Raw genomic sequence first — 23,150 nt, 5'->3', positions numbered from 1 at the left:
GATACTTTGCCCATATAACAGCCGGACAGCCGACATCTTCCCGACGTGAGGGCACGTCGACGGAGAGATGTCGCACGAAGGGACCGATATTCGTGGCGCAGCGTGTCGTGGTCACCATCTCCGACGACATCGACGGCTCGGAAGCGGCGGAGACGATCGCCTTCGGACTCGACGGCAAGTCGTACGAGATCGACCTGAACGAAGCCAATGCCAGGAAACTGCGTAAGGCGCTCGCGCCCTACGTGGAGGCAGGCCGCAAGCGGTCGAGGTCGGGCAAGGCCTACAAACAGACCCAGGTCGCCCCGGACCCGGCGGCAGTCCGCGCCTGGGCCCAGGCCAACAAGCTGGAGGTCCCCGCGCGCGGCCGGATCCCCAAGAGGGTCTACGAGGCCTTCGCCGAGGCGCAGTAGGCGCCCGCGCCGGCCGTCCTCAGGGTCCGTCAGCGGGCCCCGGGGACGGCCGACTTGGCCCCCGGGAACGACCGACTTGTTCCACGGGGACAACCGACTTGCGTTGCCCCCCGGCAGATCGGCTAGAGTCTGGAGCACGCCGAGGGGCAAGGCCGAAAGGCCCGGCTCGCCGGAGTCACGCGGGTGTAGTTCAGTAGTAGAACATCCCCCTTCCAGGGGGAAGGCGCAGTGTGCAATTCCTGTCACCCGCTCTGACCACTCACCGACCACTCCTGTGGATCAGGTAAAGTAGTCACCGCGCCGATCGGTGGGAGCCGGTCGGAGGCAATGCGGACGTAGCTCAGTTGGTAGAGCGCAACCTTGCCAAGGTTGAGGTCGCGAGTTCGAGCCTCGTCGTCCGCTCTTGAACGAAGACCCCGGTCATCACGACCGGGGTCTTCTTCGTTTGGTCTCCTTCGTTGGTCTTCTTCGCGTGTCCGGTCCTGCCCGGCGGGCTGCGTCTGACATTTGTCATGCAGGGTGATGACACCGCGCACTGCCGTCCGGCCCGTACCGCCGAGACGCTGAAGGCATGAAAACGAACGGGCGCAAGGGCGTGAACACCCTCGATCATGAGAACGTGATCGAGGTCACCGGCCTACGGCGCGTGTACGGGGGCGGTTTCGAGGCCGTGCGGGGGATCTCGTTCTCCGTGGGCCGGGGAGAACTCTTCGCACTGCTGGGCACCAACGGCGCGGGCAAGACCTCCACGGTCGAACTGCTGGAGGGACTCGCGCCGCCGTCCGGCGGGCGGGTGCGGGTCCTCGGGCACGACCCCTACGGGGAGCGCGCGGCCGTACGCCCCCGGATCGGCGTGATGCTGCAGGAGGGCGGCTTCCCTTCCGAACTGACCGTCGCGGAGACGGTACGGATGTGGGCGGGCTGCACCAGCGGAGCGCGGCCCGTCGGGGAGGCGCTGGAGATGGTCGGGCTCGCGCGGCGGGCCGCCGTGCGGGTCAAGCAGTTGTCCGGGGGTGAGAAGCGGCGCCTGGACCTGGCGCTCGCGCTCCTCGGGCGCCCCGAGGTGCTCTTCCTCGACGAGCCGACCACCGGGCTCGACGCGGAGGGCCGCCAGGACACGTGGGAACTGGTACGGGAGTTGCGCGACGGGGGGACGACCGTGCTGCTCACCACGCACTACCTGGAGGAGGCGGAGGGCCTGGCCGACCGGCTCGCCATCCTCCACGAGGGCGGCGTCGCCGCGACCGGCACCCCGGCCGAGGTGACCGCCTCCCAGCCATCCCGCATCTCCTTCGAGCTGCCGACCGGGTACTTCCTGGGCGATCTGCCGCCGCTCGGTGAACTGGGCGTCACCGTGCACGAGGAGGACGGCCGCGTGGTGGTCCTGCGCACGAACGAACTCCAGCGGGCGGCCACCGGACTGCTGCTGTGGGCCGAACGGGCGCGCGTCGAACTGCGGCGCCTTGAGGTGCGGTCGGCCTCGCTGGAGGAGGCGTTCCTGCGGATCGCCCGGGAGTCGGCGGAGGCAGCGCGTACGGGTACGGAATCCCGTACGGGCACGGGATCGCGCAAGGACGGGGTGGCGGCATGAGCACGACCACGGGTACGGCGAAGGGGACGGACCCGGCGCCGGTCGTCGCGGCCGGGACGACGACCCTCAAGAGCCGGATGACCGCGCTCGCCCGCGCCGAGCTGACACTGCTGGGGCGCAGCCGGGCCACGCTGTTCACGGCGTTGTTCGTGCCGCTGTTGCTGCCGCTCACTGTGCGGTCGGCGACGGACGAGATGGACCTGGGCGAGGCGGGGCTGAGCGTCGGGACCGTCATGCTCCCCGCCGCCATCGGCTTCTCCCTGCTCTTCGCGATCTACACGGCACTGACCAACATCTACGTCGTACGCCGTGAGGAACTCGTCCTGAAGCGGCTGCGGACCGGTGAGCTGCGCGACCCGGAGATCCTGGCCGGGGCCGCGCTGCCCGCCGCCGGCATCGGGCTCGCGCAGTGCGTGCTCCTCGCGGTCGGCTGCACGGTCCTGCTGGACCTCGGGGCGCCGCCCGCGCCGCATCTGGCCGTGCTGGGTGTGCTGCTGGGCGTCGCCATGTGCGTGGCGCTGGCGGCGGTCACGGCGGGCCTCAGCCGTACCGCCGAGAGCGCGCAGGTCACCTGCCTGCCGCTGATGTTCGTCTCGCTGCTCGGGTCGGGCATCACCGTGCCGCTCGAAGTGCTGCCCGACCGCGTGGCGTCCTTCCTCGAGCTGCTGCCCCTGTCCCCCGTCATCACGCTGGTACGGGGCGGCTGGACGGGCGACCTGTCCGCCTACGACGCCTTGGGCGCCGTCGCCACCGCGCTGGCCTGGACCGTGCTCGCGGTGTTTGCTGTACGGCGGTGGTTCCGCTGGGAACCGCGCCGATGAGGGGAGTTGGGCCATGCGGGGGCCGAGGGCATGGTGGCGGGGAAAGAGCACGCCCGCGAAGGTGGAGACGTACACGCGGTGGTCGTTCCACTCGTTCGCGGTGATCGAGGTCGCCGCGTTCGGGCTGCCGCTCCTCAGCCAGGTGCCGCTGCCGCACTCGGGCTGGCTGTTCGCTCTGGTGTGCGGGCACGGGGCGCTCGGCGCGACGACCGGGGCGCGGGCACTCGACTGGGTACGAGGCACCCGCGCGCAGCCCCTGCGGCTGATGTGGGCGCTCGGCGTCGCCGGCGTGCTGCTCGGCGTCGTCGCGTTCACCCTCGCCGGCCGCGAGAACGCCGACGACACCGCCACCGCGCTGGGCGGGATGTTCGGCGGGGTGATGATCTTCAGCCTCGGCCTCATCACGCTCGGCATCCGCAGTCGGCGTCGCGTGCTGTACCTGCTCGCGGGTTTCACGGGCGGCTCCGGCGCCCTGGGGCTCGCCCTGGGCGCCCCCGCGACCGATGCTCTGGCCACGTCCGTGGCGGTGCTGGTCAGCGCGTCGTTCTTCGCCTTCACCTCCGTCTTCTCCGTCTGGCTCCTCAGGGCCGTCTACGAACTCGACGCCGCCCGCGAGACCCGTGCCCGGCTCGCCGTCGCCGAGGAACGGCTCCGTTTCGGGCGGGACCTGCACGACGTGGTCGGCCGCAACCTCGCGGTCATCGCCCTGAAGAGCGAGCTGGCCGTCCAGCTGGCCCGCCGGGAACGGCCCGAGGCCGTCGAGCAGATGATCGAGGTCCAGCGGATCGCGCAGGAGTCGCAGCGCGAGGTGCGCGAGGTCGTACGGGGGTACCGGGAGGCCGACCTCGGGGCCGAACTCGCCGGTGCGCAGGGCGTGTTGGAGGCGGCAGGCATCGACTGCTCGGTCGACCGCGCGGACGCCGCCGGGCTGCCCGGCGAGGTGCAGTCCGCGCTCGCCTGGGTGGTGCGGGAGGGGACGACGAACGTGCTGCGGCACGGGAACGCCGATCAGTGCACGGTGGTGTTGCAGGTGACGAAGGGGCAGGTGGTGCTGACCGTGGAGAACGACGGGATACGGGCCCCCGGCGAGGAGGCAGGGGACACCGGGCGTTCCGTCGGCGCCGGGTCCGGGCTCACCGGCCTGCGGGAGCGGCTGGCGGTGGTGGACGGGACGCTGGAGGCGGGGCCGGTGGGCGGGGAGGTGTTCCGGGTGGTGGCCCGGGTACCGCTGACCTCGGCGGAGTCGGCGTCCGCCGCGGGCTCGGCTTCCACCTCGGGCTCGGCTTCGGCTTCGGCTTCGACGGGTGCGTCGGCCGCGGCCGGCTCGACGGTCGTACGGGGGATCGCGTCATGACGGGCGCAGCGGAGCCGACGGGGGCGGGGCGGCCCGTGCGGCTGCTGCTCGCCGATGACGAGCACCTGATCCGGGGGGCGCTGGCCGCGTTGCTGGCGTTGGAGGATGACCTGCTGGTGGTCGCGGAGGCGGCGAGCGGGCCTGAGGCGCTGGCGATGGCACGGGCGCACGAGCCGGATGTGGCGGTGCTGGACCTGCAGATGCCGGGGGCGGACGGTGTGAGGGTCGCCACATCGCTGCGGGCGGAACTGCCCGGCTGCCGGGTACTGATCGTCACCGGGCACGGGCGGCCCGGGCATCTGAAGCGGGCTCTTGAGGCGGGTGTGCGGGGGTTCGTCCCCAAGACCGTCAGCGCGCAGCGCCTCGCGGAGATCATCCGGACCGTGCACTCCGGGAACCGTTATGTGGACCCGGAGTTGGCGGCCGACGCCATCTCCTCCGGGGACTCGCCGCTGACCGCGCGGGAGGCCGAGGTACTCGAATTGGCCGCCGACGGCGCGCCCGTCACGGAGATCGCCGAGCGGGCCGCGCTGTCCCAGGGCACCGTCCGGAACTACCTGTCCTCGGCCGTGTCCAAGCTCGGGGTGGAAAACCGGCATGCCGCAGTGCGGCTCGCACGGGAGCGAGGTTGGGTATAGTAGGCCTCGCGCCACGGCGCAGCGCGGACGTAGCTCAGTTGGTAGAGCGCAACCTTGCCAAGGTTGAGGTCGCCAGTTCGAACCTGGTCGTCCGCTCTTGAACGCAGAAGACCCCGGTCGTCACGACCGGGGTCTTCTGCGTTCCCCTGGAGCTAGCTCCAGCTCATGCCCGTCAGACGTTCGTACGCCTCCACGTACTTCGCCCGGGTCGCGGCGACGATCTCCTCGGGCAGCGGCGGCGGGGGCTGCTCGCTCCTGCGGTCCCACCCGGACTCGGCGGAGGTCAGCCAGTCCCGGACGAACTGCTTGTCGAAGGACGGCTGGGCGTGACCCGGCTCCCACAGGTCGGCCGGCCAGAAGCGGGAGGAGTCCGGGGTGAGGACCTCGTCGGCCAGGACCAGGGTGTCGTCCTCGTAGCCGAACTCGAACTTGGTGTCGGCGAGGATGATGCCCCGGTCGCGTGCGATCTCCCGGGCGCGGCTGTACACGGCGAGGGTCACCTGGCGCAGCTGGGCGGCGGCCTCCGCGCCGACCTGGCGGGCGACCTCCTCGTACGACACGTTCTCGTCGTGCTCGCCGACGGCGGCCTTCGTGGCCGGGGTGAAGATCGGCGCCGGCAGCTCCGAACCGTCGACCAGGCCCTCGGGAAGAGCGAGGCCGCAGACCGTACGGGTCTCCCGGTACTCGGCGAGGCCCGAACCCGTGAGATAGCCGCGGGCGACCGCCTCCACCGGGACCATCAGCAACGACTTGCAGACGAGGGTGCGGCCCGCCCAGTCGGCGGGGGCGTCCGGCGGGAGTTCGGTGCTCAGAACGTGGTTCGGGACCAGGTCGGCGAGCTGGTCGAACCACCAGAGGGACAGCTGCGTGAGGACGCGCCCCTTGTCGGGGATCTCCGTCGGCAGGACCCAGTCGAACGCGGACGTTCGGTCGCTGGCGACCATCACGAGGTCGCCCGCCTCGTTCTGGTACAGCTCGCGCACCTTGCCGGTGTGCAGATGCACCAGGCCCGGAACCTGGATCGGCTCGGGCTTTTCTACGAATCCGGACACGGTTCCTCCCCGTGGTGATGTCCAATGGCTTGATTGTCCCGTACACCGGGATCGATCAGGACCGAGGGTCGGGCTCGCGGGTCGGCGGCGCCATGGGCACGCGTCGGCATTCTTCGGCGGTCGTCGGCAGGCGTCGGCGGTTGGCGTCGGCGGTTGGCGGGTGGTCGTCGTCTGCGGCCGGGCGGTGGTCGTCAGTCACGCTTGCAGATGCGGTCCAGGAGGTTCGCGGTGGCTCGCTGGACACGGGTGTCGACATGGCCCGGACGGTCCAGGGCCGGGGACCAGGCGAACGTGCCGGACGCGAAGACCCAGGCACCGGAGGGGGCTCGGTAGAGGGAGGTCTCCTGGTGGCGGACGATCCCGTCGCTGTCCCGGTACGGGGAGTGGGCGAGGAGGATACGGCCCTGGTGCTCGGGGAGCGGGGTGCGCGGGAAGTAGCGGTCGGCCTCGCCGGCGACCATGCCGTCCAGTTCGTCGCCCTCGTGGGCGCCGGTCACGTCCCAGAGCCAGTGGTCGGCGTTGCGTACGACCAGGGGGTGGGGTTCTGGGACCCGGCCCACGTACTGGATGCCGATCAACTGCTGTTCAGGGCGGTCGATCTCGCGCCAGAGGGCAGGTTTTCCGGGGCCCCGGCGTTTTCGGCAGGTGAGCAGGCGGTCGGGGACACCGGACGGGGACGGACTCAACTCCACCTGCCAGTACATGGTGTTGGAGGAGAGAAAGACCAGCGACGTGCCGGTCTCGCGGGCGATCTCGGCGGTGCGGCGCATCCGCGGCGACCAGTACTCGTCGTGCCCCGGGAAGACCAGCCCCCGGTAGCGGGTCGGGTCGACACGGCCGGAGTGCAGGTCGCGGGCGTCGGCATAGGCGAGGTCGTAGCCGTAGCGCTCGGCCCAGCGGATGAAGTCGTAGGCGTGGCCTACGTGGAGGGGGAGGCCGGCGCCGGCGTACGGGCGGTCGAAGGAGACGGTCGTCGCCGCCTCGGACTCGCCGAGCAGCCGGCCGTCCTCGTCCCAGGCGTGGTAGAGGCTGGCGCCGGTACGGCCGTCCTCCGGATACAGGTTGTACGCCTGCCAGGTGATGTCGGGGAGCAGGAGCAGCAGGTCGGCCTGGCGGTCGTCGCGGATGGTGAACGGCACGTGCGAGCGGTAGCCGTCGGCGGTGGTCAGGACCGCCACGTACGCCCCGACGTTCCAGTAGGTCGGGATCTGCAGCCGCCAGGAGAGCCACCAGTGGTGGCAGGAGACCGTGCGGTCGGCGGTGAGGGGCGGCGGCTGGACGATGCCGGAGAGGCGGGGGCTGGTGGTGATCTTCGCCGCGCCGTCGCCGCCGTAGTGGCCGATGCGATAGATGTCGACGCCGAATTCCTGGGGCGGGTCCACGGTGATGTGGAAGTCGATGGACTCGCCGGGTGCGGCGGCACCGGTTGCCGTGAAGCCCTTGATCTGCCGGTGCACGTCGTCGGCGGAGCGCGGGCCCGCCGGGGTGCGCGGGGCGGGCACGCGGGCGCCTTTGGCCGGGGCGCCGGACTCGGGCGGGCCCGGGTCCACGTACCAGGGGACCACTTGGCCGGTGTCGTCGAAGTAGGTCACATTGCCCCGTAGCCAGGGGACCGGGCCCTGGCCGAAGGGGTCCGTCACGGCGTGGGCGAGCGCGCCCGATTCCCAGCGGCGGATGTGATCCTCCGAGCCCATGAGTTGTCCCCTCCCTCGTCCCCCGTGAGCTGTCGCAAGCCCTTGCTACGTACGCGACCGATCCCAGCACATCACATTACGCACGTGTCCCGTCACCGTTCGTCGCGAATTGGTGAGAGTGGAACAAGGTGCTCCGGATAGGGAGTTGGCGGACCGGGGGGCTTGCGGTCGATCCGGTCAGACCAGGCGGACCGGTTTCTCCGGGCGGACGCCGAGGTGGCGGAGCCAGTCGCGGAGGGGGGCGGGGTCGCCGTCCTCCACGAGGGTGAGAACCCGGGGGGTGAGGTCGGCCGCCCGTTCGCCGTTGACGAGGAGCGAGGGACCGTCCAGCCAGTCGAGACCCGGGATCGCGCCCGCCGTATCCATCGCCGCACAGCAGACCATCGCGGTGACGTGCTCGGCCAGCAGCTCGCGGCCCGTCCGGGGCGGTTGCATCGGGAACAGCGGCAGCAGCCCGTCGTCCCACAGGGCCCGGTCCGGACCCTGTGCCTCGGCTCCGCTGGGTGCGGCGGCCGGGGCCGCGGCCTCCTCCCGCGCCAACTCGGCGGTCAGCGCGAGGGCGAGGGCGGAGGACTGGGGGGTGGTGAGGCCGGGTTCGTCCTCGTCCTCGGCGTCGACATCGGCGTAGGCGGCGTCGGCGTATGCGGCATCGGCATCGGCATCGGCATCGGCATCGGCATCGGCATCGGCATCGGCATCGGCATCGGCATCGGCATCGGCATCGGCATCGGCATCGGCATCGGCATCGGCGGCAGTGTCCGTGACGGCTGTGTCCGTTTCGGTGCGGCCCGATATGGGGTGGCGGTCTGGTTCCAGGGCGGGGTCGTGCTCCTGCTCACGGTCGTGAAGGGCTTCGGGGGCCGGCTCCCGCTGGCTGGACGCTTCGGCGTCCCGGGCATGGGCGGCGGGCGCTTCGGGGACGCGGCTGTGGGCGGCGGGCGCTTCGGCGTCCCGGGCGTGAACCGCGGGTGGGGCGGTCAGGTGGTTCAGTACTCGGGACAGGGTGGGGCCGCCGGGGGCTGGGCCGGTTGGGTCCGGGGCTAGGGGGTTTGTGGTGTGGCGGATGCCCAGCGTGTCCAGGACTCGGTGGAGGCGGGCCGCGTCCGTGCGCCATTTGCGGTCGACGACCTCGTCCGGGTACTCGTGCCAGTCGACCGGGGCCCAGTCCGGGCCGGTCTCGGCGGGGCCGCCGTGGAAGAGGCGGGCGGCGAGGAGGGACGCGGCCTCGTCGACCGTGCCGGGCTCTTCGAGGAGGTCGCAGGCGGGACGCTCGCCGAGCCGGGAGGCGAAGCCCTCGGCAAGGCGGTCGCGGCGGGACAGCTCCGTGAGCGCGGCGACGACACCCGCGTCCAGGCGGGACGGCCAGCGGCCCATCCGCCAGGCGGGCAGCGCGACCCGGGTGAGGAGGCGGTCCCAGCCCGCGTAGGCCAGACCGATCTGCTCCTGGGCGACGATCCGCAGGCCGTAGTCCACAGCCTGTGCACGCTCGGCCGCCGCCGCGGCGACCCCTCGCTCCATCTCGGCCGCGTGCCCCCGACAGCTGCGCAGGAGCAGCCGGGTCACCCAGCCGACCCCGGCCAGCACGGTCCGCACGGGCGGGCCGTGCGTCGGCGCCGAGGTGACGGCCACGGCGGCGTCCAGCCCTCGTACGAAACGGCGGGCCGCGGCTATGTCCGGCTGCGCCGACGGTCCCGTACCCGCGACGACCGGTGCCAGCACCGCCCGTAGCTCACCGACCCGCATCCACCACAGGAACGGTGAGCCGATCACCAGCACGGGAGCGGTGGGCGCGCGGTGCCGTCTCGGTGAGGACAACCCGGATGGCAGGCCGGGGGACAGCCCGCGCGCGTCCGCCATCTCGTCGGCCCTCCCGCCGGTGGCGCCGACCGTCGAGGAGGGAGCGGGCGGGCTGTGGGACGGGTGGGTGCGGTCCTCCAGCCAGCTGTCGCAGTCCGGGGTGAGCGCTATCGCGGAAGGGGGAGGCACGTCGAGACGGTCGGCCAGGTCCCGGACCAGTCGGTAGAGATCGGGGGCGGCCTCCTCGGTGATCGAGACCGTGGGGCTCATGGCGGGCCTGGCGCGGGCGACGACGAGCGCGATACCGGCGGCGGCGAGCAGCGCGACGGCGGCGAGGCCGGACACGCCCCAGCCCGCCCTGGACCAGCCAGGACCGGTCAGATGGCCCGTGGCCCCACCGGCCAGCAGGACGACGGCGACGGCCGCGGGCAGCAACGCCACGGCCAGCGCCCTGCTGCGGACGCGCAGCACGGCGAGGGCCCGGGAGCGCGCGGCCCGCGCGCCCGCCTCCTCACCACCTGCCATACCGGTCACGACCCGACGTCACCCCCTGCTCGTCCCGTGCGGCGCGTACGACGACGACTGCTCGTCACCGTGGTCGCCGCCGCATGCCCTGACGTTGCTCACTCCCCCACTGTGGCACCCGCCACTGACATCGCAATGCCGGTGGGCCAAGTGCCGGAACACTTGCGCCGCACCCTAGTTGGGGCCCCGGCCGCCGTCAGCCGGATGGACCATCGCTCACTCGATGGAATGGCTTTGGGGAAAGGTGGATGACGCCGGGCAAGGATCGGGCCCCGGATTCCGACGGGTTTTCCAGGGATTCCTGGCGGTCTCCGAGGGATTCCGGGGCCTGGCGTTCGTACCCCGTTGGTGGTGGTTCTCAAGCTGATGCCGCGGAGGGGCGGATGGGTGTAGGAGGACGTACGGGCGCGCGGAGGGTCGTGGTTGCGCCGCGGGGCGATCCGCATGCCGATCGCACTCTCTTGACAGCTGTCAGTCGGTGACGCCCCGCTTGACGACAGTCGGCAGGTGACGACGCCACGTGTGAAAACCGTCGGAGGTCACGCGTTGGCCGACGCCCGCCGACCGGTCACACCCCTCGGTTGGCGGCCGTCGGCCGGTCAGGTCCCCTTGGACGGCCGTCGGCTGGTCACGCCTCCGTTGCCGCCTTCGCCGCGATGTCCGAGCGGTGCTGGGAGCCGTCGAGGCCGATGCGGGCGACGGCGGTGTACGCGCGGTCGCGGGCCTGGGTGAGGTCCTTGCCGGTGGCCGTGACGGAGAGGACGCGTCCGCCGGCGCTGACGACGTCGTCACCGGCGCGCTTGGTCCCGGCGTGCAGGACGTACGCGTGCGGGGCGTCCACGGAGGCGATCTCGTCGAGGCCGGTGATCGGGTCGCCGGTGCGGGGGGTGCCGGGGTAGTTGTGCGAGGCCACGACCACGGTGACGGCCGCGTCGTCGCTCCAGCGGAGGGGTTCGAGGTCGGCGAGGGTCCCCTTGGCTGCGGCGAGCAGGACTCCGGCCAGCGGGGTCCTGAGGCGGGCGAGGACGACCTGGGTCTCCGGGTCGCCGAACCGGGCGTTGAACTCGATCACCCGTACGCCTCGGCCGGTGATCGCCAGGCCCGCGTAGAGCAGGCCGGAGAACGGGGTGCCCCGGCGGCGCATCTCGTCGACGGTCGGCTGCAGCACGGTCTGCAGGACCTCTTCGACCAGCTTCGGGTCGGCCCACGGGAGCGGCGAGTACGCGCCCATGCCGCCGGTGTTGGGGCCCTCGTCGCCGTCCAACGCGCGCTTGAAGTCCTGCGCGGGCTGGAGCGGGAGGACGGTCACGCCGTCGGTGATCGCGAAGAGCGAGACCTCTGGGCCGTCCAAAAACTCCTCGATGACCACCCGGCCGCAGGCGAGCGCGTGCTCACGTGCCTGGGCGAGGTCCGGCGTCACCACGACTCCCTTGCCGGCCGCCAGCCCGTCGTCCTTCACGACGTACGGCGCGCCGAACGCGTCCAGCGCCTCGTCGATCTCGTCGGGGGTCATGCAGACGTACGAGCGCGCGGTGGGCACGCCGGCTCCGGCCATGACCTCCTTGGCGAAGGCCTTGGAGCCCTCCAGCTGCGCGGCCTCCCCGGAGGGCCCGAACACCGGAATGCCCGCCTCGCGCACGGCGTCGGCGACACCGGCGACCAGTGGGGCTTCTGGGCCCACGACCACCAGACCGGCCTCCAGTCGCGTGGCCAGCGCGGCCACGGCGGCGCCGTCCAGCGCGTCGACCGAGTGCAACTCGGCCACCTCCGCGATGCCCGCGTTGCCGGGCGCGCAGTGGAGTGCGGTGACATCGAGGTCGAGGGACAGCGAACGGCACAGCGCGTGCTCACGAGCACCGCTACCAATGACGAGGACCTTCACGGGGCTCAGCCTAACCGGAGGGGGCGGGTGGCTTTGTGCGGGCTTCCGAAGTGTGCAATCGCGGGGGATGGGTGGATCGTACGAGGGCGGGTGGGGGACGGAGGCTGACCGGGGCTGGGTAAGTGGACTGGAGGGGTTGGGGAGCGCGAGGAGTTGGGTGAAGGGGCTGGGGAGGCACGGCGAGGGGGCCGGGGGCTGTGGGGAGACGGGGCCGAGTGGGGTGCGGTGAAGGGAGCTGGAGGAGGCCGGCTGGGGAGGAAGGCAGGGGCAGGGCGCCGACTGGTGCCTGCCGCGCGAGCACGGCAGGCACCACTCACTTCACTGCCCGCGCGTCGTTCCCTCGCCACTCCCGTGTCGCTCCTGGCCACTCGCTCACTGCCCGCTCGGCACTCGACGGTCACTCGCTCAGTACTCGTGCGCGATCTCCTCCACCACCGTCGCCCCCAGTTCCCGGACGATGAGTTCGCGTCCGGAGAGGACCGACTCGTCGAGGTCGGGGTCGTCGTCCTCGGGGACGTCGTCCTCGGGGGAGACAGGCGGGGGCTCGGGGGCCGGAGGTGGTACGGCGGCCGGGGCGGGCTGCGCGGCCGGGCCCGGGGAAGCCGGGCGGGGGGCCGGGGCCGAAGGCTGGGGCGCGGCGGGACGTGAAGCCGGGGCCGGGGAGCCGCCGCCACCGTCGTATCCGCCGCCGTAGCCACCGGAAACCGGAGAGGAGGCCGCGTAGCCGCCGGCGGCGCCCGGCGGAGGGGCCGAGCCGCCCGAGGTGTCGATGACCGCCTCGATCTTCCAGTGCACGTTGAACTGCTCGGCCAGCGCCGTCCGCAGGACGTCCTCGCTGCCGCTGCTGGCGAAGTTGTCCCGCGCGCCCGCGTTGACGAAGCCGATCTGCAGGGTCGTGCCGTCGAACCCGGCCACATGCGCGTTCTGGCTGAGCAGGATCCAGGTGAACCGGCGGCGGTTCTTCACCGTCTCCAGGATGTTCGGCCAGAGGGTGCGGGGGTCGGGTCCGCCCGGGGCGGCGTTGTAGGCGGCGGGGGCCTGCGGGGCCGAGCCCACCGGGGGGCCGGACTGGGCGTACGTGGCGGGCGGCCCCGACGGGGCGGGTGCGGAGGCGGCCGGGGTCGCGGGCGCCGATCCACCGCCGCCGGCGGCGGGCGCGGCCGTCGGCCAACCGCCGGGCCGCCGGCCGCTGCCCGCGGTGGCCGGGGTGGGCCAGGAGCCGGCGGGGACGCCGGTCGCCTGGGAGGCGGGCGCGTTGGAGTGCGGCTTGGGGCTGGGGTTGGGGTTGGCGCCCTGGTTCGCGGGCGCGGTCGGAGCTCCAGGCGCGGCAGCCGGGGCGATCGGCGAAGCCTCTTGAGGGGCGGCCGGTGCCACTCGGGCGGGGGCAGCCCCACCCGGGCCCGCCTGGCCGCCGCCGGTGTCCCCGGAACCGTACGCATCCTGACCCGGCGCGGCGGCACCAGCGGCACCCGGCGCTCCCGGCGCCCCGGCACCCCGAACGGCGGCCCGAGCCGCCGCAGGTCCGCCACCCGGCGGAGCCTGTGGGGCCTGTGGGGCCTGCGAAGCCATGCCCCCGCCCATGGGAGCACCCGCTCCCCCATGCGCGTCGGGCCCGGGGATGTACCCCATGGCGGGTCCGGCTCCGGGCCCGGAGAAGTTGACCCCGCGCTCCAGGCGGTCCAGGCGGGCCATGACGGACCGTTCGTCGCCGTAGGTCGCGGGGAGGAGTACGCGGGCGCAGATCAGTTCGAGCTGGAGGCGGGGCGAGTTGGCGCCGCGCATCTCGGTGAGTCCCTCGTTGACGAGGTCGGCGGCGCGGCTGAGCTCGGCGGCGCCGAAGACGCCGGCCTGGGCCCGCATCCGCTCCAGGATCTCGGCGGGCGCATCGATGAGGCCCTTGTCGATGGCGTCGGGCACGGCGGCCAGGATCACCAGGTCCCGCAGCCGCTCCAGCAGGTCGGCGACGAACCGCCGCGGGTCGTTGCCGCCCTCGATGACGTGGTCCACGACCTCGAAGGCCGCGGCCCCGTCCCCGGCGGCGAAGGCCTCGACGACCGAGTCGAGCAACGACCCGTCCGTATAACCGAGCAGAGAGGTGGCCATGGCATACGTCACACCATCGTCCGTCGCCGCCGCCAGCAGCTGATCCATGACGGACATCGAGTCACGTACGGAGCCGGCCCCGGCGCGCACGACCAGGGGGAGGACACCCTCCTCGACCGGGATCCTCTCCTTGCCGCAGACCTCGCCGAGATACTCGCGGAGCGTGCCGGGCGGCACGAGGCGGAACGGATAGTGATGCGTACGCGACCGGATCGTCCCGATGACCTTCTCGGGCTCGGTGGTCGCGAAGATGAACTTGAGGTGCGCCGGCGGCTCCTCGACGACCTTCAGCAGCGCGTTGAAACCGGCCGAGGTGACCATGTGGGCCTCGTCGATGATGTAGATCTTGTACCGGCTGCTCGCGGGGCCGAAGAAGGCCTTCTCGCGCAGCTCACGGGCGTCGTCCACACCACCGTGGGAGGCCGCGTCGATCTCGATGACGTCGATCGACCCCGGGCCGTTCCGCGCCAGGTCCTGGCAGGACTGGCATTCCCCGCACGGCGTCGGCGTGGGCCCCTGCTCGCAGTTCAGACACCGCGCCAGGATGCGTGCGCTGGTCGTCTTGCCACACCCGCGCGGCCCGCTGAACAGGTACGCGTGATTGACCCGGTTGTTCCGCAGCGCCTGCTGCAACGGGCCGGTGACATGCTCCTGCCCGATGACCTCGGCGAACGACTCCGGGCGATAGCGGCGGTACAGCGCGAGAGACGACACGCATACGAGGTTATAGGCGCCCACTGACAACCCGACCCGCCACCGAACGAGAACGGCCCCGTCAGGGTCCGGCCACGGCCTCGGTCCACCAAGCCCCGAAGAGCCACGGCCCCGGACAGTCATGCCCCGGCTGTCACAGCCGCCGAACAGCCACCGGCCCCCGGCCGCACAGCCCCGAAGACTGGTCCCAGGACACCAGAATGCGGAAGACCCCTCACGCACCCGCCAGAGCCAACCTACCCTTGCTGCCTTCCGGCCCTGGGGGAGTTCAGTCAGATAGCGCCGCGTGAGGGGCTGCCCTCAGCCTACCCGATCCCCGGGGTCCGCCGACCCGCCTCCCCCACCTCGCCCGCATCTCACCGGCACCTTGATCGCCCGACGATCGCCCGACCTCGAACGAGTTCGCAAACACCCTCCGCCGTCATGTAATGTTCCCGGCGGAGGATTCGCCTAGAGGCCTAGGGCGCACGCTTGGAAAGCGTGTTGGGGGCAACCCCTCACGAGTTCGAATCTCGTATCCTCCGCCAGTGCCTCACCGGGCACGATGTCGAAGGGCCCCACCGTTCGCGGCGGGGCCCTTCGTCGTGCGTGGTTGCAGTTTTGGTTGCAGTTCCCGGCTACCGCCCGTTGAGGACGGCCCGGCACACGCGGCAGTACATCGCCGCGTACCGCCCGTACCTGCGCATCAGCTGGCCGCACCCGGCGCAGGGCCCCAGCTCCCACGTCGGGCATCCCAGCGCGGCGGAGGCGGCGGCCCGCTCGACCGGGGTGATCCGCATCGGATCACGAGAGCCCTGCACAGGCATGCGGGGAAGGGTGATGCCACCGGTCGGCTGACCGAAGTCGCGGAGGGGCCGGGCGTCGCTGCCGAACCGCCCTTCCTCTCCCGCCCGGCAGGTTCGGTCGATCTCCTGCTCGGTGAAAGTGATCACGTCGTCGTCCTCTTCGACCGAGGCCGGGGAAGAGAGGTCCGTTCCCCCGACGATCTCCTCCCACAGCGTGCGGTCGTCCGCCGACACCCACATGTGCCCACCAGACCGGCCGTTGCCGCGGATGGGCGCGTAGACCGGGACGTTCTCCCCCGTGGCGCTCCGCGCGCGAGATCGCTCCAGGGCAGAACGAGGTCACCTTGCACCGTTGGGGGGCTGAAAGAGGACCGGGACCGGGTAGCGTTGATCCACCTCACCTGGCAGGGGGTACCGATGACGACGGCGCTTGATCCGCAGACAGCTAAGCGGCTGGCTTTCGTGCGGCTGGTGTACGACCAGGCCATGCAGCAGTTCCGACTGCCTGCGCCCCTGAACGTGACCGCGCTACTCACGTTCCACGATTCGGTAGAACTGTTCCTTGTGCTCGCGGGGGACCACCTCGGAGCGCAGTTGGACAGGAAGACCAACTTCCTCGACTACTGGGACCGTTTGAAAAAGACGCCCAATGGGGTTCTCCTCAGCCAGTCGGCCGGCATGCGGCGCCTCAACGACCACCGCAACGGACTGAAGCATGCAGGGAACATGCCGACCCCTGAGGCCCTCGACCAAGCTCGGGTGGACGTCACGGCATTCTTCGATGAGAACGTGCCGCGGGTCTTCAGCCAGGTGTCCTTCGATTCCATCGATATGGCGGACGTAATCCCGCAGGACGAAGTGCGTGTCAAGGCGAAGCAGGCGAGCCAGCATGCTGCCGATGGATCACGGGCCCTAGCCATGGTCCTGGTGGCGCGGGCGTTCGCGTTGCTGATCGGCAACAGCCGGGCCATGCGTGGATTCGGCAGGACTTTGCGCCACGACGCTTTCTTTACTGGGAGCCTGGAGAGCGCCTTCCGAAAGATGGGCAACAACCAGGCCCCCCGCCTCGGCGCTCGCCTCGGCGATGTCAGTGAAGCCGTCGTGGAGATCCAAGAAGCAATGCGCATCATGTCGGTGGGCCTCGACTTCCCCAGTACCTGCGCTTCCGCGAGCTACTGCCGGACGTCTGGCCTAACGACGAGGACCGGGATGCAGTCATCGCGCGGCGCGATGAGGAACACGGCCGGTTTGCCGATCAAGAGGAGTTTGAGTTCTGCCGCCAGTTCCTCGTGACGGCGGCCCTCCGGATCGCCGAAGTGAAGGGTCACCAGCAGCGCCCTTCCTGGCAGCGCAGCGAGTAGTCCATGATCCGCCAGGTCCATCAGGATCAGGGGGAGGACACCAGCGGCGGGTGACGTCCAGGGTCCTCAGCCTGGTACTTACTCACGATCGGAGTGACAGGTAGTCGCGGACGAACCGAGGGGGCTCGCCTCCTGCCGAACGCCTACAAGCAACATGGTGATGCTTCTGATCCCGCTGGACCCACGACCTTGCCGACGGCGTGACCGATCCGTTCACGGATCTCGTGTGCGGTTACGTACGAGAGGGCCTGTTCCATCTGCTCGGTGGCGGCAGCGAACTGAACCGCTTGGTGGCGCAGGTGGGTGTCGAGGAAGCGTGCGACGGCGCCCGTGGCGCTGCGCCGCGCCTCTCGTGCGTAGAGCACGGTGAGGGCGAACGCCCAACACGCGTGGAGGAATCCGAAGACGGGACGGTCAGTGCCTCGCCAGGGCGAGAAGAAGGTGACGTCCGTAGGGAGGCGCACGTCGTGTGCTGCGAGGGCGTCGTTGAGCCAGTTGTGGGCGGCCTCGTGGATCAGGTCGCGGGCCAGGACCTCGGGGTGGGCGGTGTAGTCGGTGAAGACGGTGCCCGGGAGGCGGGTGAGGGCCCAGCTGTGGAGGGTCTCGTCGAGTCGGCGACGGTTGAGCAGGCAGATGACGGCGGCCTGCTGGGTGAGCAGGATCCCGAATCCGTGCTCGGTCGCGGAGGCGATGGCGGCACGAACGAGGCCAAGGGCCTCGGGTGGGGCGGGGCTGGTGTCAGGGCCGACGAGGTAGTACGCGGTTTCGGAGATCTCCGAGCGGAGCAGGTCCGCGGTGCGCGGGTTGAGCACGATGTGCGGGCCGGCCGACAGGTGGGTCAGGTCTCCCACCGTCGTACAGCGGTACCAGGCGAGGCGGTTCGCGTCCCGGGCGCGCGCCGCGTGTTCGGCGCCTTCAAGTAGATGGTGGGCCACGGCGTAGTCGAGGGCGGAAGAGCCGAGGCAGTTGGCGAGCACGGAGGTGATACGGCTGGTCCGTAGGCGCTGATGGTCAGCGATGCCACCGAGGGCGACCAGGGCTTCCGGGGAGAGAGCGCTCATCTGGGGCTCCAGGGGTGGAACGGGGCCGGACCGGGTCGGGCCCGGCCCCGTGGCGGGTCAGGACTCGGTGGTGGGCTCAGCGGTGGCGGGCTGCACCGTCGCCAGCCAGGTCTCGGTGGCCGCGTTGGAGGTGTGCGCGGTGGTGCGCACGGGATCGCTGTCGCGCAGGGACGCGACTGCCTCCAGGAACTCGTCGAATGTCTTGTCTTCTGCCACTGCTCGCTCTCTCCTCTGGTCGGGGCCGTGGGTTGGGGGTGCGGCTGCGGGGCGGGCCGCGGGGGCCAGTCATGGCGGGGAAGCCTCCTACTCGGAGACGAAGAGCGTGAGGAACTTGCGAACGCGGCTGGCGAGGACAGGTTCGGTGCCGTGGACGAGCTGACTGCCGAAGACCACGAGCGTGCCGGGAGCGGGTGCGACGCTCCATCGGGTGCGTGGCATGGTGCGGAACCAGGGGGAGGACATGTCCGTCCCTTCGTGCGCGAAGCGCATTCCCTGGGCGTAACCCGACCCGGCCGGCGCCTCGTCGGTGGTCCAGACGGCGTCGCTGCCCGTGGTCTCCACGTAGAACGCGCCGCCGGTGTCGTCAACGTCCGTGAGCGTGACCGTCGCGGCGGCGATCTGGCGGGGACGAGTGAGGGGATCGGGAGCGATGCCATCGGCATGCGGGGTGACGTACTGGCCGGGGCCGTATTCGAGGTAGATCCACGGCCGGTGGCCGGTGACCGACGGCAGGGTGCGCGTGATGACGGCCATGTGCAGCTTCAGGGCCTGGTCGAGGAGGGTGGTCGCCTCGGACGGGATGTCGGTCACCTCGATCCGGCCGACCGGCTCGTAGACGTCCTGCGCCTCGGCGGCTGAGTGACCGGGGATCTCATGGATGGTGGTACGGCGGGCTGTGCCGTACGGTCGCGCCCGAGGGAGCCGAGTGTGTCGTCCATGACGAGGTTGAGTTGCTCGATCTCCTCCGGCTTGAGGAAGCCCTCCACAGTACGGATGGACAGAGTCTCGGCGATGTGGATCACTGGTCGCCTCCGCACGCGCAGGGGGTGGACGGCGGGGCGGAGGCGGCTTCGGCCAGGGCCACCGTGAGTACGCGCACCGCCTGGGCGAGGTCCTCGAAGTACTCGGCCGACGTGGTGCCGGCAGCGGGCACGAGAGAGAGGTCGAGGGTCGGATGCACCCGGCCGGTGGTGCGGCAGGCGAGTTCGCCACGACCGAGGGCCAGCGAACACGCGCCCGGCAGGGAGGACTCGGCTCGGCTGGCGGCACGGCATAGGCGTGCAGCTGTGCGCGCGTATTCGGCGCGGTCGCGCGGCAGGATGCCGACCGAGAGGAACCGGGGCTCGGCTCCGGGGAGGTCTGCGTAGGCGTGACCCTGGCAGCTGTCGTAGGTGACGGCGTTCCAGCCTGAGGTGAGCGCGTCGACGACCGGGCGGATGCCGGATTCGATGCCGTCATACCACTGGGGATGGTAGGGGTCGAGATCGTCTGCCTCGTGCACGCCAGGGAGGCCGACCGTGTTGATGTTCCCGTTGGCGCTGACCTGGAGACGCGCGGGCGGGCGGGGAACAGTGGGGTCGTCCCAGCGGGCCAGGAAGGCGGAGACGTGGTGCATGTTGTTGGGGCGGACGGGACGCCAGCGCAACCGGGAGCATGAGGCACCGGGCGGGAGGTCTGGCTGGGCGAGGAGGGCGGCGACGCCGTCGATCAGGCGCATGCGGTGGTCGCAGTACGCGTCTTCGTCGCCCGCGGCGGCGAAACGGAGGCGGACCGCCAGGCAGCCTGCGCCGCAGGTGTCGCGGTAGTGGCAGGTCGTGCACCTCGTGACCAGGGAGCGTGCCTGCTGAAGCAAGGGAGAGCCGCCCTGGGCGCTGGCCACGTCCGCCTCGGTGTGGACGTCGCCGAGGGAGGCGAGGCCGGCCTGCGGCCAGGGCAGCTCGTCACAGCTTCCCAGGCGGTCATCGGGATAGAGGGTGAGGACGTGGTCGCACTTCAAATCGGAGAAGTGACAGGAACGGGTCCCCAGACCCTTCAGACGGCGGATGACGGAGACGACGGGCTCCAGCTTGACGCGGCGGAACACGCCATCGGCGACCCAGTGGTGGGCGGCCTCCAACACGAAGTCGGCGTACTGACGAGGCGTGACGGCCCAGGCCGGGCCGGTGGGGCCGATGGCCCGTCGCTGGAGTGCCCGACTGGTCGGCGCACGGGATCCGACCACCGTGGTCGAGCGGGTGACCGCCGCGTCGAAGCACGGCACAAGGCTGACCGTCGTCACGGCGGGAAAGGAGGCGAGGTGCTCCATGACCTCGGAGGCCCGGTCGAGGACGTACGGGGTGACGGCGCAGATGACGCCGACGCGGCGTTCCCGACGGCCGAGGAGCTTCAGGGCTTCGACCACTCGCGGGTACGTGGGGCGGCCGTCGTAGCCCACTCGCCACGAGTTCCCCAGCGCGTCCCCGTCGAGGGAGATGCCGATCTTCAGCTCCGGGTAGTGCTGCTCGAACAGGTCCAGCCAGGCGTCGTCGAGTTGGAGGCCGTTGGTCTGGAGGCTCACGCGGATGACGTTCGGCTGTGTGGCGAGCGCGTCAAGGATCTCCGCAATCCGTTCCCGGCCGGCGGTCAGGGGCTCCCCGCCGTGGAGTTCGACGCTGAGCGGACGCCCGGAGAAGATCGAACCGAGGCGGTGGACCTGTTCCGCGCTGATACGGGCGCCGCCCGGTGACTCCTTGCGCTTCTCGAAGCAGTACAGGCAGTCGATGTCGCAGGTCTCTCCCCGCAGCTTGAGGATGACGGAGACCGCCGTGTCCGGCCCGGTGCTCGACATTGGGGCGTAGAGACTCTCCAGGTGCGTGGGGGTGGTGCGGGTGACGGGCATCAGAGACCTCCCGAGGAGGAGAGGCGCGGTCTACGCGCCATCGGTGGAGACCGTGGACAGCCACCCGAGGAGCTGTCCGCCGGTGATGGGGATGTGGACGTCGCCGCAGCGAAGGAACCATCCGTCGGCGTACCGCTGGGGCAGCCAACCGACGTCAGGGGCACCTCCCAGGTCGGGAGGCTTCTGCAGCGGGTCGTCGACGGGCCAGCAGTCCAGGAGCGCTCTGGTCACGCGTCGCTGAACCGGACGGAACCACTCCCACGTTTCGGGGCGGGGCGGGGCGATCGGCGGATGGAACGGAGCGCTGGCAAGCAGCGGCAGCCACTTGTCGCCCAGGACCGGGTGGCCGGCAGCCGCGCAGCCGAGCGCGGCGAGGCAGGTCTCCAGCTTCCGGCACACGACGCCGGCCGATTCGGCCAGGCCGTCCTCGACGAGGCCGGTCAGGTCTTCGGCGAGGCTCGCCGCGACCTCCGCCTGGTCGGCGACCGCCCAGCGTCGGTAGCCCTGGCGCTCCCTGGGGTCGAGCACCGGATTCCAGCGTCCGGAGCCGTACGAGAGAGCCGTGCGCAGACACATGAGGTCGTGCATCGAGGCCCGTACCCGGCGGAACGATCCGAGATCGTCGCGGTGGACGTCGAAGGAGTGGAGCAGGTGACGGAGTTTCTCGGCTTGTTGCGGCGCTGTCGCCTGGAGGTCGACACGGACGCCGTCCACGATGCGTGACTCCCATGCCGGAAGGGGGTCGTCCACGATGCCACGCAGGTCGATGTCGCTCGCCGCGTGGGCAAAGCCGCAGGCGAGGGCCCCCTCCAGCCAGACCTCGCGGGCCTCACCGGATGCGAGCAGGGCCTGGGCGACTCTGTCGGCGATCTCCCGGCGCCGTCGTGCCGATGGGTTCACCGGTGGCCTCCTTCGATCAGGATCTTGTCGTCGGCGGTGATCTCCCTGAGGAGATCGATGGCCCATCGGTCGAGTGCGCCGCGCACGTCGGAGCGCTGTGCGCCGATGTGGGGCGAGGCCAGGAAGTTGAGCGGCGTCGTGGAGCCGGTGAGGAGCGGCAGGTGCTGCCGCTCGACCGGGTCGAGTGCGAGGCCCGAGAGCCTCCCGTCCGCCAGTGCCCGCAGGCAGGCCGCGACGTCGAGGGTCTCCAGCCGCCCTACGCAGATGAGCAGAGGCCGCTGCGGAGCGACGCGTTCGAGGAAGTCCTCGCCGAAGAGATTTTCGGTCGTGGGGCGCAACGGCAGAGCGATCACGTGTACCTGCGACTGCTCCATGAGGGCTGTCGGCGGCCGCGCTCGCAGACCGGGAGGGTTCGACGACCACGCGGCGAAGGCCGTGCGGCCCACGTGGGGGGCGAGGGCCCAGTCGACGGCCAACCCCACCGGGCCAGCGCCCCAGATCCCGGTGGCCAGGGTGCTGAGTGACGCGCCCATGCATGCCTGCTTCTCGTGTCGGCCGAGGAGCAGTGCGTGCTGCCCGAAGGGGATCCGCCGGGCCAGTGCGAGGGCAGCGGCGAGGACCCACTCGCCCACGGCACCCGCGCCGGCCTCGGCGTTGCGGTGCAGAGTGATTCCACGCTGCCGGAGGGCGCTCACGTCGATGTGGTCGATGCCGGAGCCGGTCCGTACGACGTGCCGCAGACGAGGGAGCGCGTCGAGCTCCCTCTCGCCAAGACGGACGCCTGAACGCAGGACGAGCACGGCCGTGTCGGCGGGCGGAGGCGAGTCCAGATCCGGCAACTCGTGTACGAGGACATCGGGCAGGGCGCGGCGGATCGCGCTCGCGTCCGCCGCACCGCGTAGCACCAGGACAGCGCTCATCCGCGGAACTCCGGCTTCTCATAACGGCCGAAGGCGAGATCACCCTCACCGACGACGACGGTCACGGGCGAAGGCCCACCGAAGTACGCGTCGCAGGCACGCTTCACCCCGGGGAGCCCGTCCCAGGCCCGCGGATTGACCGCCGTGTCCGCGTAGTCGTCGACGAGCAACACACCCGTCGGTACCAGGCGGGTGACGCAGTGCGTGAGGCCCGTGAGGATCGAGTCGTAGAAGTCGCCGTCGAGATAGGCGAACGCGATCTCGTCGGGCAGCTCCTTGGGAAGGGTCTCGTCAAACCACCCCGGATGGATGACCGGCGCCGGCCTGCCCCAGGCCGCATGCGTGGCGCGCACGTCGTCCGGGGACGACCGGAGCTCGCCCGCCGCCAGGTGGTCCGAGTCCTCGGCGCCGGGCGCGGGCATGCCCTGGAAGGAGTCGTAGACGTGGATCTCGCGGTCGCGGTCGCCCAGCGAGTCGAGCACGCTGCGGATCCAGAGGGCCATCGCGCCCCTGTAGCAGCCGAGTTCGACCACGGCCCCCGGCAGACTGCGGGCGGTCAGGTCGGCGAGCTCGTCGGCGATCACGTCGAGCCGGTCGGCACAGACCGTCCCTGAGTGCTCCCGCAGTAGCCACTCCTGCAAATCCTTCAGAGTCGGATCCATGA

Annotated in this window: 20 protein-coding genes, 4 tRNA genes and 1 other RNA gene; 10 read left to right on the top strand and 15 right to left on the bottom strand. The window is 71.2% G+C overall.

What is annotated here, in order from left to right; genetic code table 11:
• Positions 1-92: 92 nt before the first annotated feature.
• The 8 genes from WBG99_RS18625 to WBG99_RS18590 all read left to right on the top strand — a co-directional run bounded on the left by WBG99_RS18625 (position 93) and on the right by WBG99_RS18590 (position 4,910).
• Complete coding sequence (locus WBG99_RS18625) at positions 93-410, top strand: Lsr2 family protein (RefSeq protein WP_338897379.1); 318 nt, start codon at positions 93-95, stop codon at positions 408-410.
• 179 nt (positions 411-589) lie between these two features.
• A tRNA-Gly gene (locus WBG99_RS18620) sits at positions 590-661 on the top strand.
• A 78-nt stretch (positions 662-739) separates the two neighbouring features.
• A tRNA-Gly gene (locus WBG99_RS18615) sits at positions 740-812 on the top strand.
• Positions 813-981: 169 nt separating this feature from the next.
• A complete protein-coding gene (locus WBG99_RS18610) occupies positions 982-2,001 on the top strand; it encodes an ABC transporter ATP-binding protein (protein ID WP_338897378.1) in 1,020 nt (339 codons plus the stop codon).
• Positions 1,998-2,822, top strand: a complete 825-nt coding sequence (locus tag WBG99_RS18605; RefSeq protein WP_338897377.1) for an ABC transporter permease — start codon at positions 1,998-2,000, stop codon at positions 2,820-2,822. The genes WBG99_RS18610 and WBG99_RS18605 overlap by 4 nt, the downstream gene beginning before the upstream one ends.
• A gap of 13 nt (positions 2,823-2,835) precedes the next feature.
• Positions 2,836-4,176: a histidine kinase gene (locus WBG99_RS18600; protein ID WP_338897376.1), complete on the top strand. Its 1,341-nt coding sequence runs from the start codon at positions 2,836-2,838 to the stop codon at positions 4,174-4,176.
• Positions 4,173-4,814, top strand: a complete 642-nt coding sequence (locus WBG99_RS18595; protein WP_338897375.1) for a response regulator transcription factor — start codon at positions 4,173-4,175, stop codon at positions 4,812-4,814. The genes WBG99_RS18600 and WBG99_RS18595 overlap by 4 nt, the downstream gene beginning before the upstream one ends.
• A gap of 23 nt (positions 4,815-4,837) precedes the next feature.
• Positions 4,838-4,910, top strand: a tRNA-Gly gene (locus WBG99_RS18590).
• Positions 4,911-4,966: 56 nt separating this feature from the next.
• Here WBG99_RS18590 and WBG99_RS18585 read toward each other — a convergent pair.
• From WBG99_RS18585 to ffs, 6 genes are all read right to left on the bottom strand, one after another.
• Complete coding sequence (locus WBG99_RS18585; protein ID WP_338897374.1) at positions 4,967-5,866, bottom strand: phosphoribosylaminoimidazolesuccinocarboxamide synthase; 900 nt, start codon at positions 5,864-5,866, stop codon at positions 4,967-4,969.
• Between the two features lie 191 nt (positions 5,867-6,057).
• A complete protein-coding gene (locus tag WBG99_RS18580; protein ID WP_338897373.1) occupies positions 6,058-7,560 on the bottom strand; it encodes a N,N-dimethylformamidase beta subunit family domain-containing protein in 1,503 nt (500 codons plus the stop codon).
• A 177-nt stretch (positions 7,561-7,737) separates the two neighbouring features.
• Positions 7,738-9,882: a hypothetical protein gene (locus WBG99_RS18575; RefSeq protein ID WP_338900392.1), complete on the bottom strand. Its 2,145-nt coding sequence runs from the start codon at positions 9,880-9,882 to the stop codon at positions 7,738-7,740.
• A 628-nt stretch (positions 9,883-10,510) separates the two neighbouring features.
• Positions 10,511-11,764: a phosphoribosylamine--glycine ligase gene (gene purD / locus WBG99_RS18570; protein ID WP_338897372.1), complete on the bottom strand. Its 1,254-nt coding sequence runs from the start codon at positions 11,762-11,764 to the stop codon at positions 10,511-10,513.
• 405 nt (positions 11,765-12,169) lie between these two features.
• Positions 12,170-14,581, bottom strand: coding sequence for a DNA polymerase III subunit gamma and tau (locus tag WBG99_RS18565; protein ID WP_338897371.1), 2,412 nt, complete (start codon positions 14,579-14,581; stop codon positions 12,170-12,172).
• A gap of 205 nt (positions 14,582-14,786) precedes the next feature.
• Positions 14,787-14,877: signal recognition particle sRNA small type (gene ffs / locus WBG99_RS18560), an RNA gene on the bottom strand.
• 143 nt (positions 14,878-15,020) lie between these two features.
• Between ffs and WBG99_RS18555 the strand changes: the two genes are divergently transcribed.
• Positions 15,021-15,108: transfer RNA gene (locus WBG99_RS18555), tRNA-Ser, on the top strand.
• Between the two features lie 90 nt (positions 15,109-15,198).
• On the opposite strand, the gene WBG99_RS18550 is transcribed toward WBG99_RS18555, so the two are convergent.
• Positions 15,199-15,606, bottom strand: coding sequence for a hypothetical protein (locus WBG99_RS18550; RefSeq protein ID WP_338897370.1), 408 nt, complete (start codon positions 15,604-15,606; stop codon positions 15,199-15,201).
• A gap of 177 nt (positions 15,607-15,783) precedes the next feature.
• Between WBG99_RS18550 and WBG99_RS18545 the strand changes: the two genes are divergently transcribed.
• Positions 15,784-16,659: a hypothetical protein gene (locus WBG99_RS18545; RefSeq protein ID WP_338897369.1), complete on the top strand. Its 876-nt coding sequence runs from the start codon at positions 15,784-15,786 to the stop codon at positions 16,657-16,659.
• 211 nt (positions 16,660-16,870) lie between these two features.
• On the opposite strand, the gene WBG99_RS18540 is transcribed toward WBG99_RS18545, so the two are convergent.
• From WBG99_RS18540 to WBG99_RS18505, 8 genes are all read right to left on the bottom strand, one after another.
• The gene (locus WBG99_RS18540; RefSeq protein WP_338897368.1) at positions 16,871-17,788 is read right to left on the bottom strand and encodes an HEXXH motif-containing putative peptide modification protein; all 918 of its coding nucleotides are present in this window, start codon (positions 17,786-17,788) and stop codon (positions 16,871-16,873) included.
• A gap of 57 nt (positions 17,789-17,845) precedes the next feature.
• Positions 17,846-18,004, bottom strand: a complete 159-nt coding sequence (locus tag WBG99_RS18535; protein WP_338897367.1) for a hypothetical protein — start codon at positions 18,002-18,004, stop codon at positions 17,846-17,848.
• A gap of 87 nt (positions 18,005-18,091) precedes the next feature.
• Positions 18,092-18,598, bottom strand: a complete 507-nt coding sequence (locus WBG99_RS18530) for a 2OG-Fe(II) oxygenase (protein WP_338897366.1) — start codon at positions 18,596-18,598, stop codon at positions 18,092-18,094.
• Positions 18,595-18,810, bottom strand: coding sequence for a hypothetical protein (locus tag WBG99_RS18525; RefSeq protein ID WP_338897365.1), 216 nt, complete (start codon positions 18,808-18,810; stop codon positions 18,595-18,597). Before WBG99_RS18525 ends, WBG99_RS18530 begins: the two co-directional genes overlap by 4 nt.
• Positions 18,807-20,666 carry a radical SAM protein gene (locus WBG99_RS18520; protein WP_338897364.1) on the bottom strand — a complete coding sequence of 620 codons (1,860 nt, stop codon included), beginning with the start codon at positions 20,664-20,666 and terminating at the stop codon, positions 18,807-18,809. The genes WBG99_RS18525 and WBG99_RS18520 overlap by 4 nt, the downstream gene beginning before the upstream one ends.
• A gap of 30 nt (positions 20,667-20,696) precedes the next feature.
• Positions 20,697-21,566 carry a hypothetical protein gene (locus WBG99_RS18515; protein ID WP_338897363.1) on the bottom strand — a complete coding sequence of 290 codons (870 nt, stop codon included), beginning with the start codon at positions 21,564-21,566 and terminating at the stop codon, positions 20,697-20,699.
• Positions 21,563-22,486: an NAD(P)-dependent oxidoreductase gene (locus tag WBG99_RS18510; RefSeq protein ID WP_338897362.1), complete on the bottom strand. Its 924-nt coding sequence runs from the start codon at positions 22,484-22,486 to the stop codon at positions 21,563-21,565. Before WBG99_RS18510 ends, WBG99_RS18515 begins: the two co-directional genes overlap by 4 nt.
• On the bottom strand, positions 22,483-23,148 hold the full coding sequence (locus WBG99_RS18505) for a TylF/MycF/NovP-related O-methyltransferase (protein ID WP_338897361.1): 666 nt from the start codon (positions 23,146-23,148) through the stop codon (positions 22,483-22,485). The genes WBG99_RS18510 and WBG99_RS18505 overlap by 4 nt, the downstream gene beginning before the upstream one ends.
• Between the last annotated feature and the right edge of the window lie 2 nt (positions 23,149-23,150).

The sequence above is a fragment of the Streptomyces sp. TG1A-60 genome (assembly GCF_037201975.1).
GTDB lineage: Bacteria > Actinomycetota > Actinomycetes > Streptomycetales > Streptomycetaceae > Streptomyces.
Note: the sequence above shows the minus strand (reverse complement) of the source record. Positions and strands in the feature narration are given on the sequence as shown.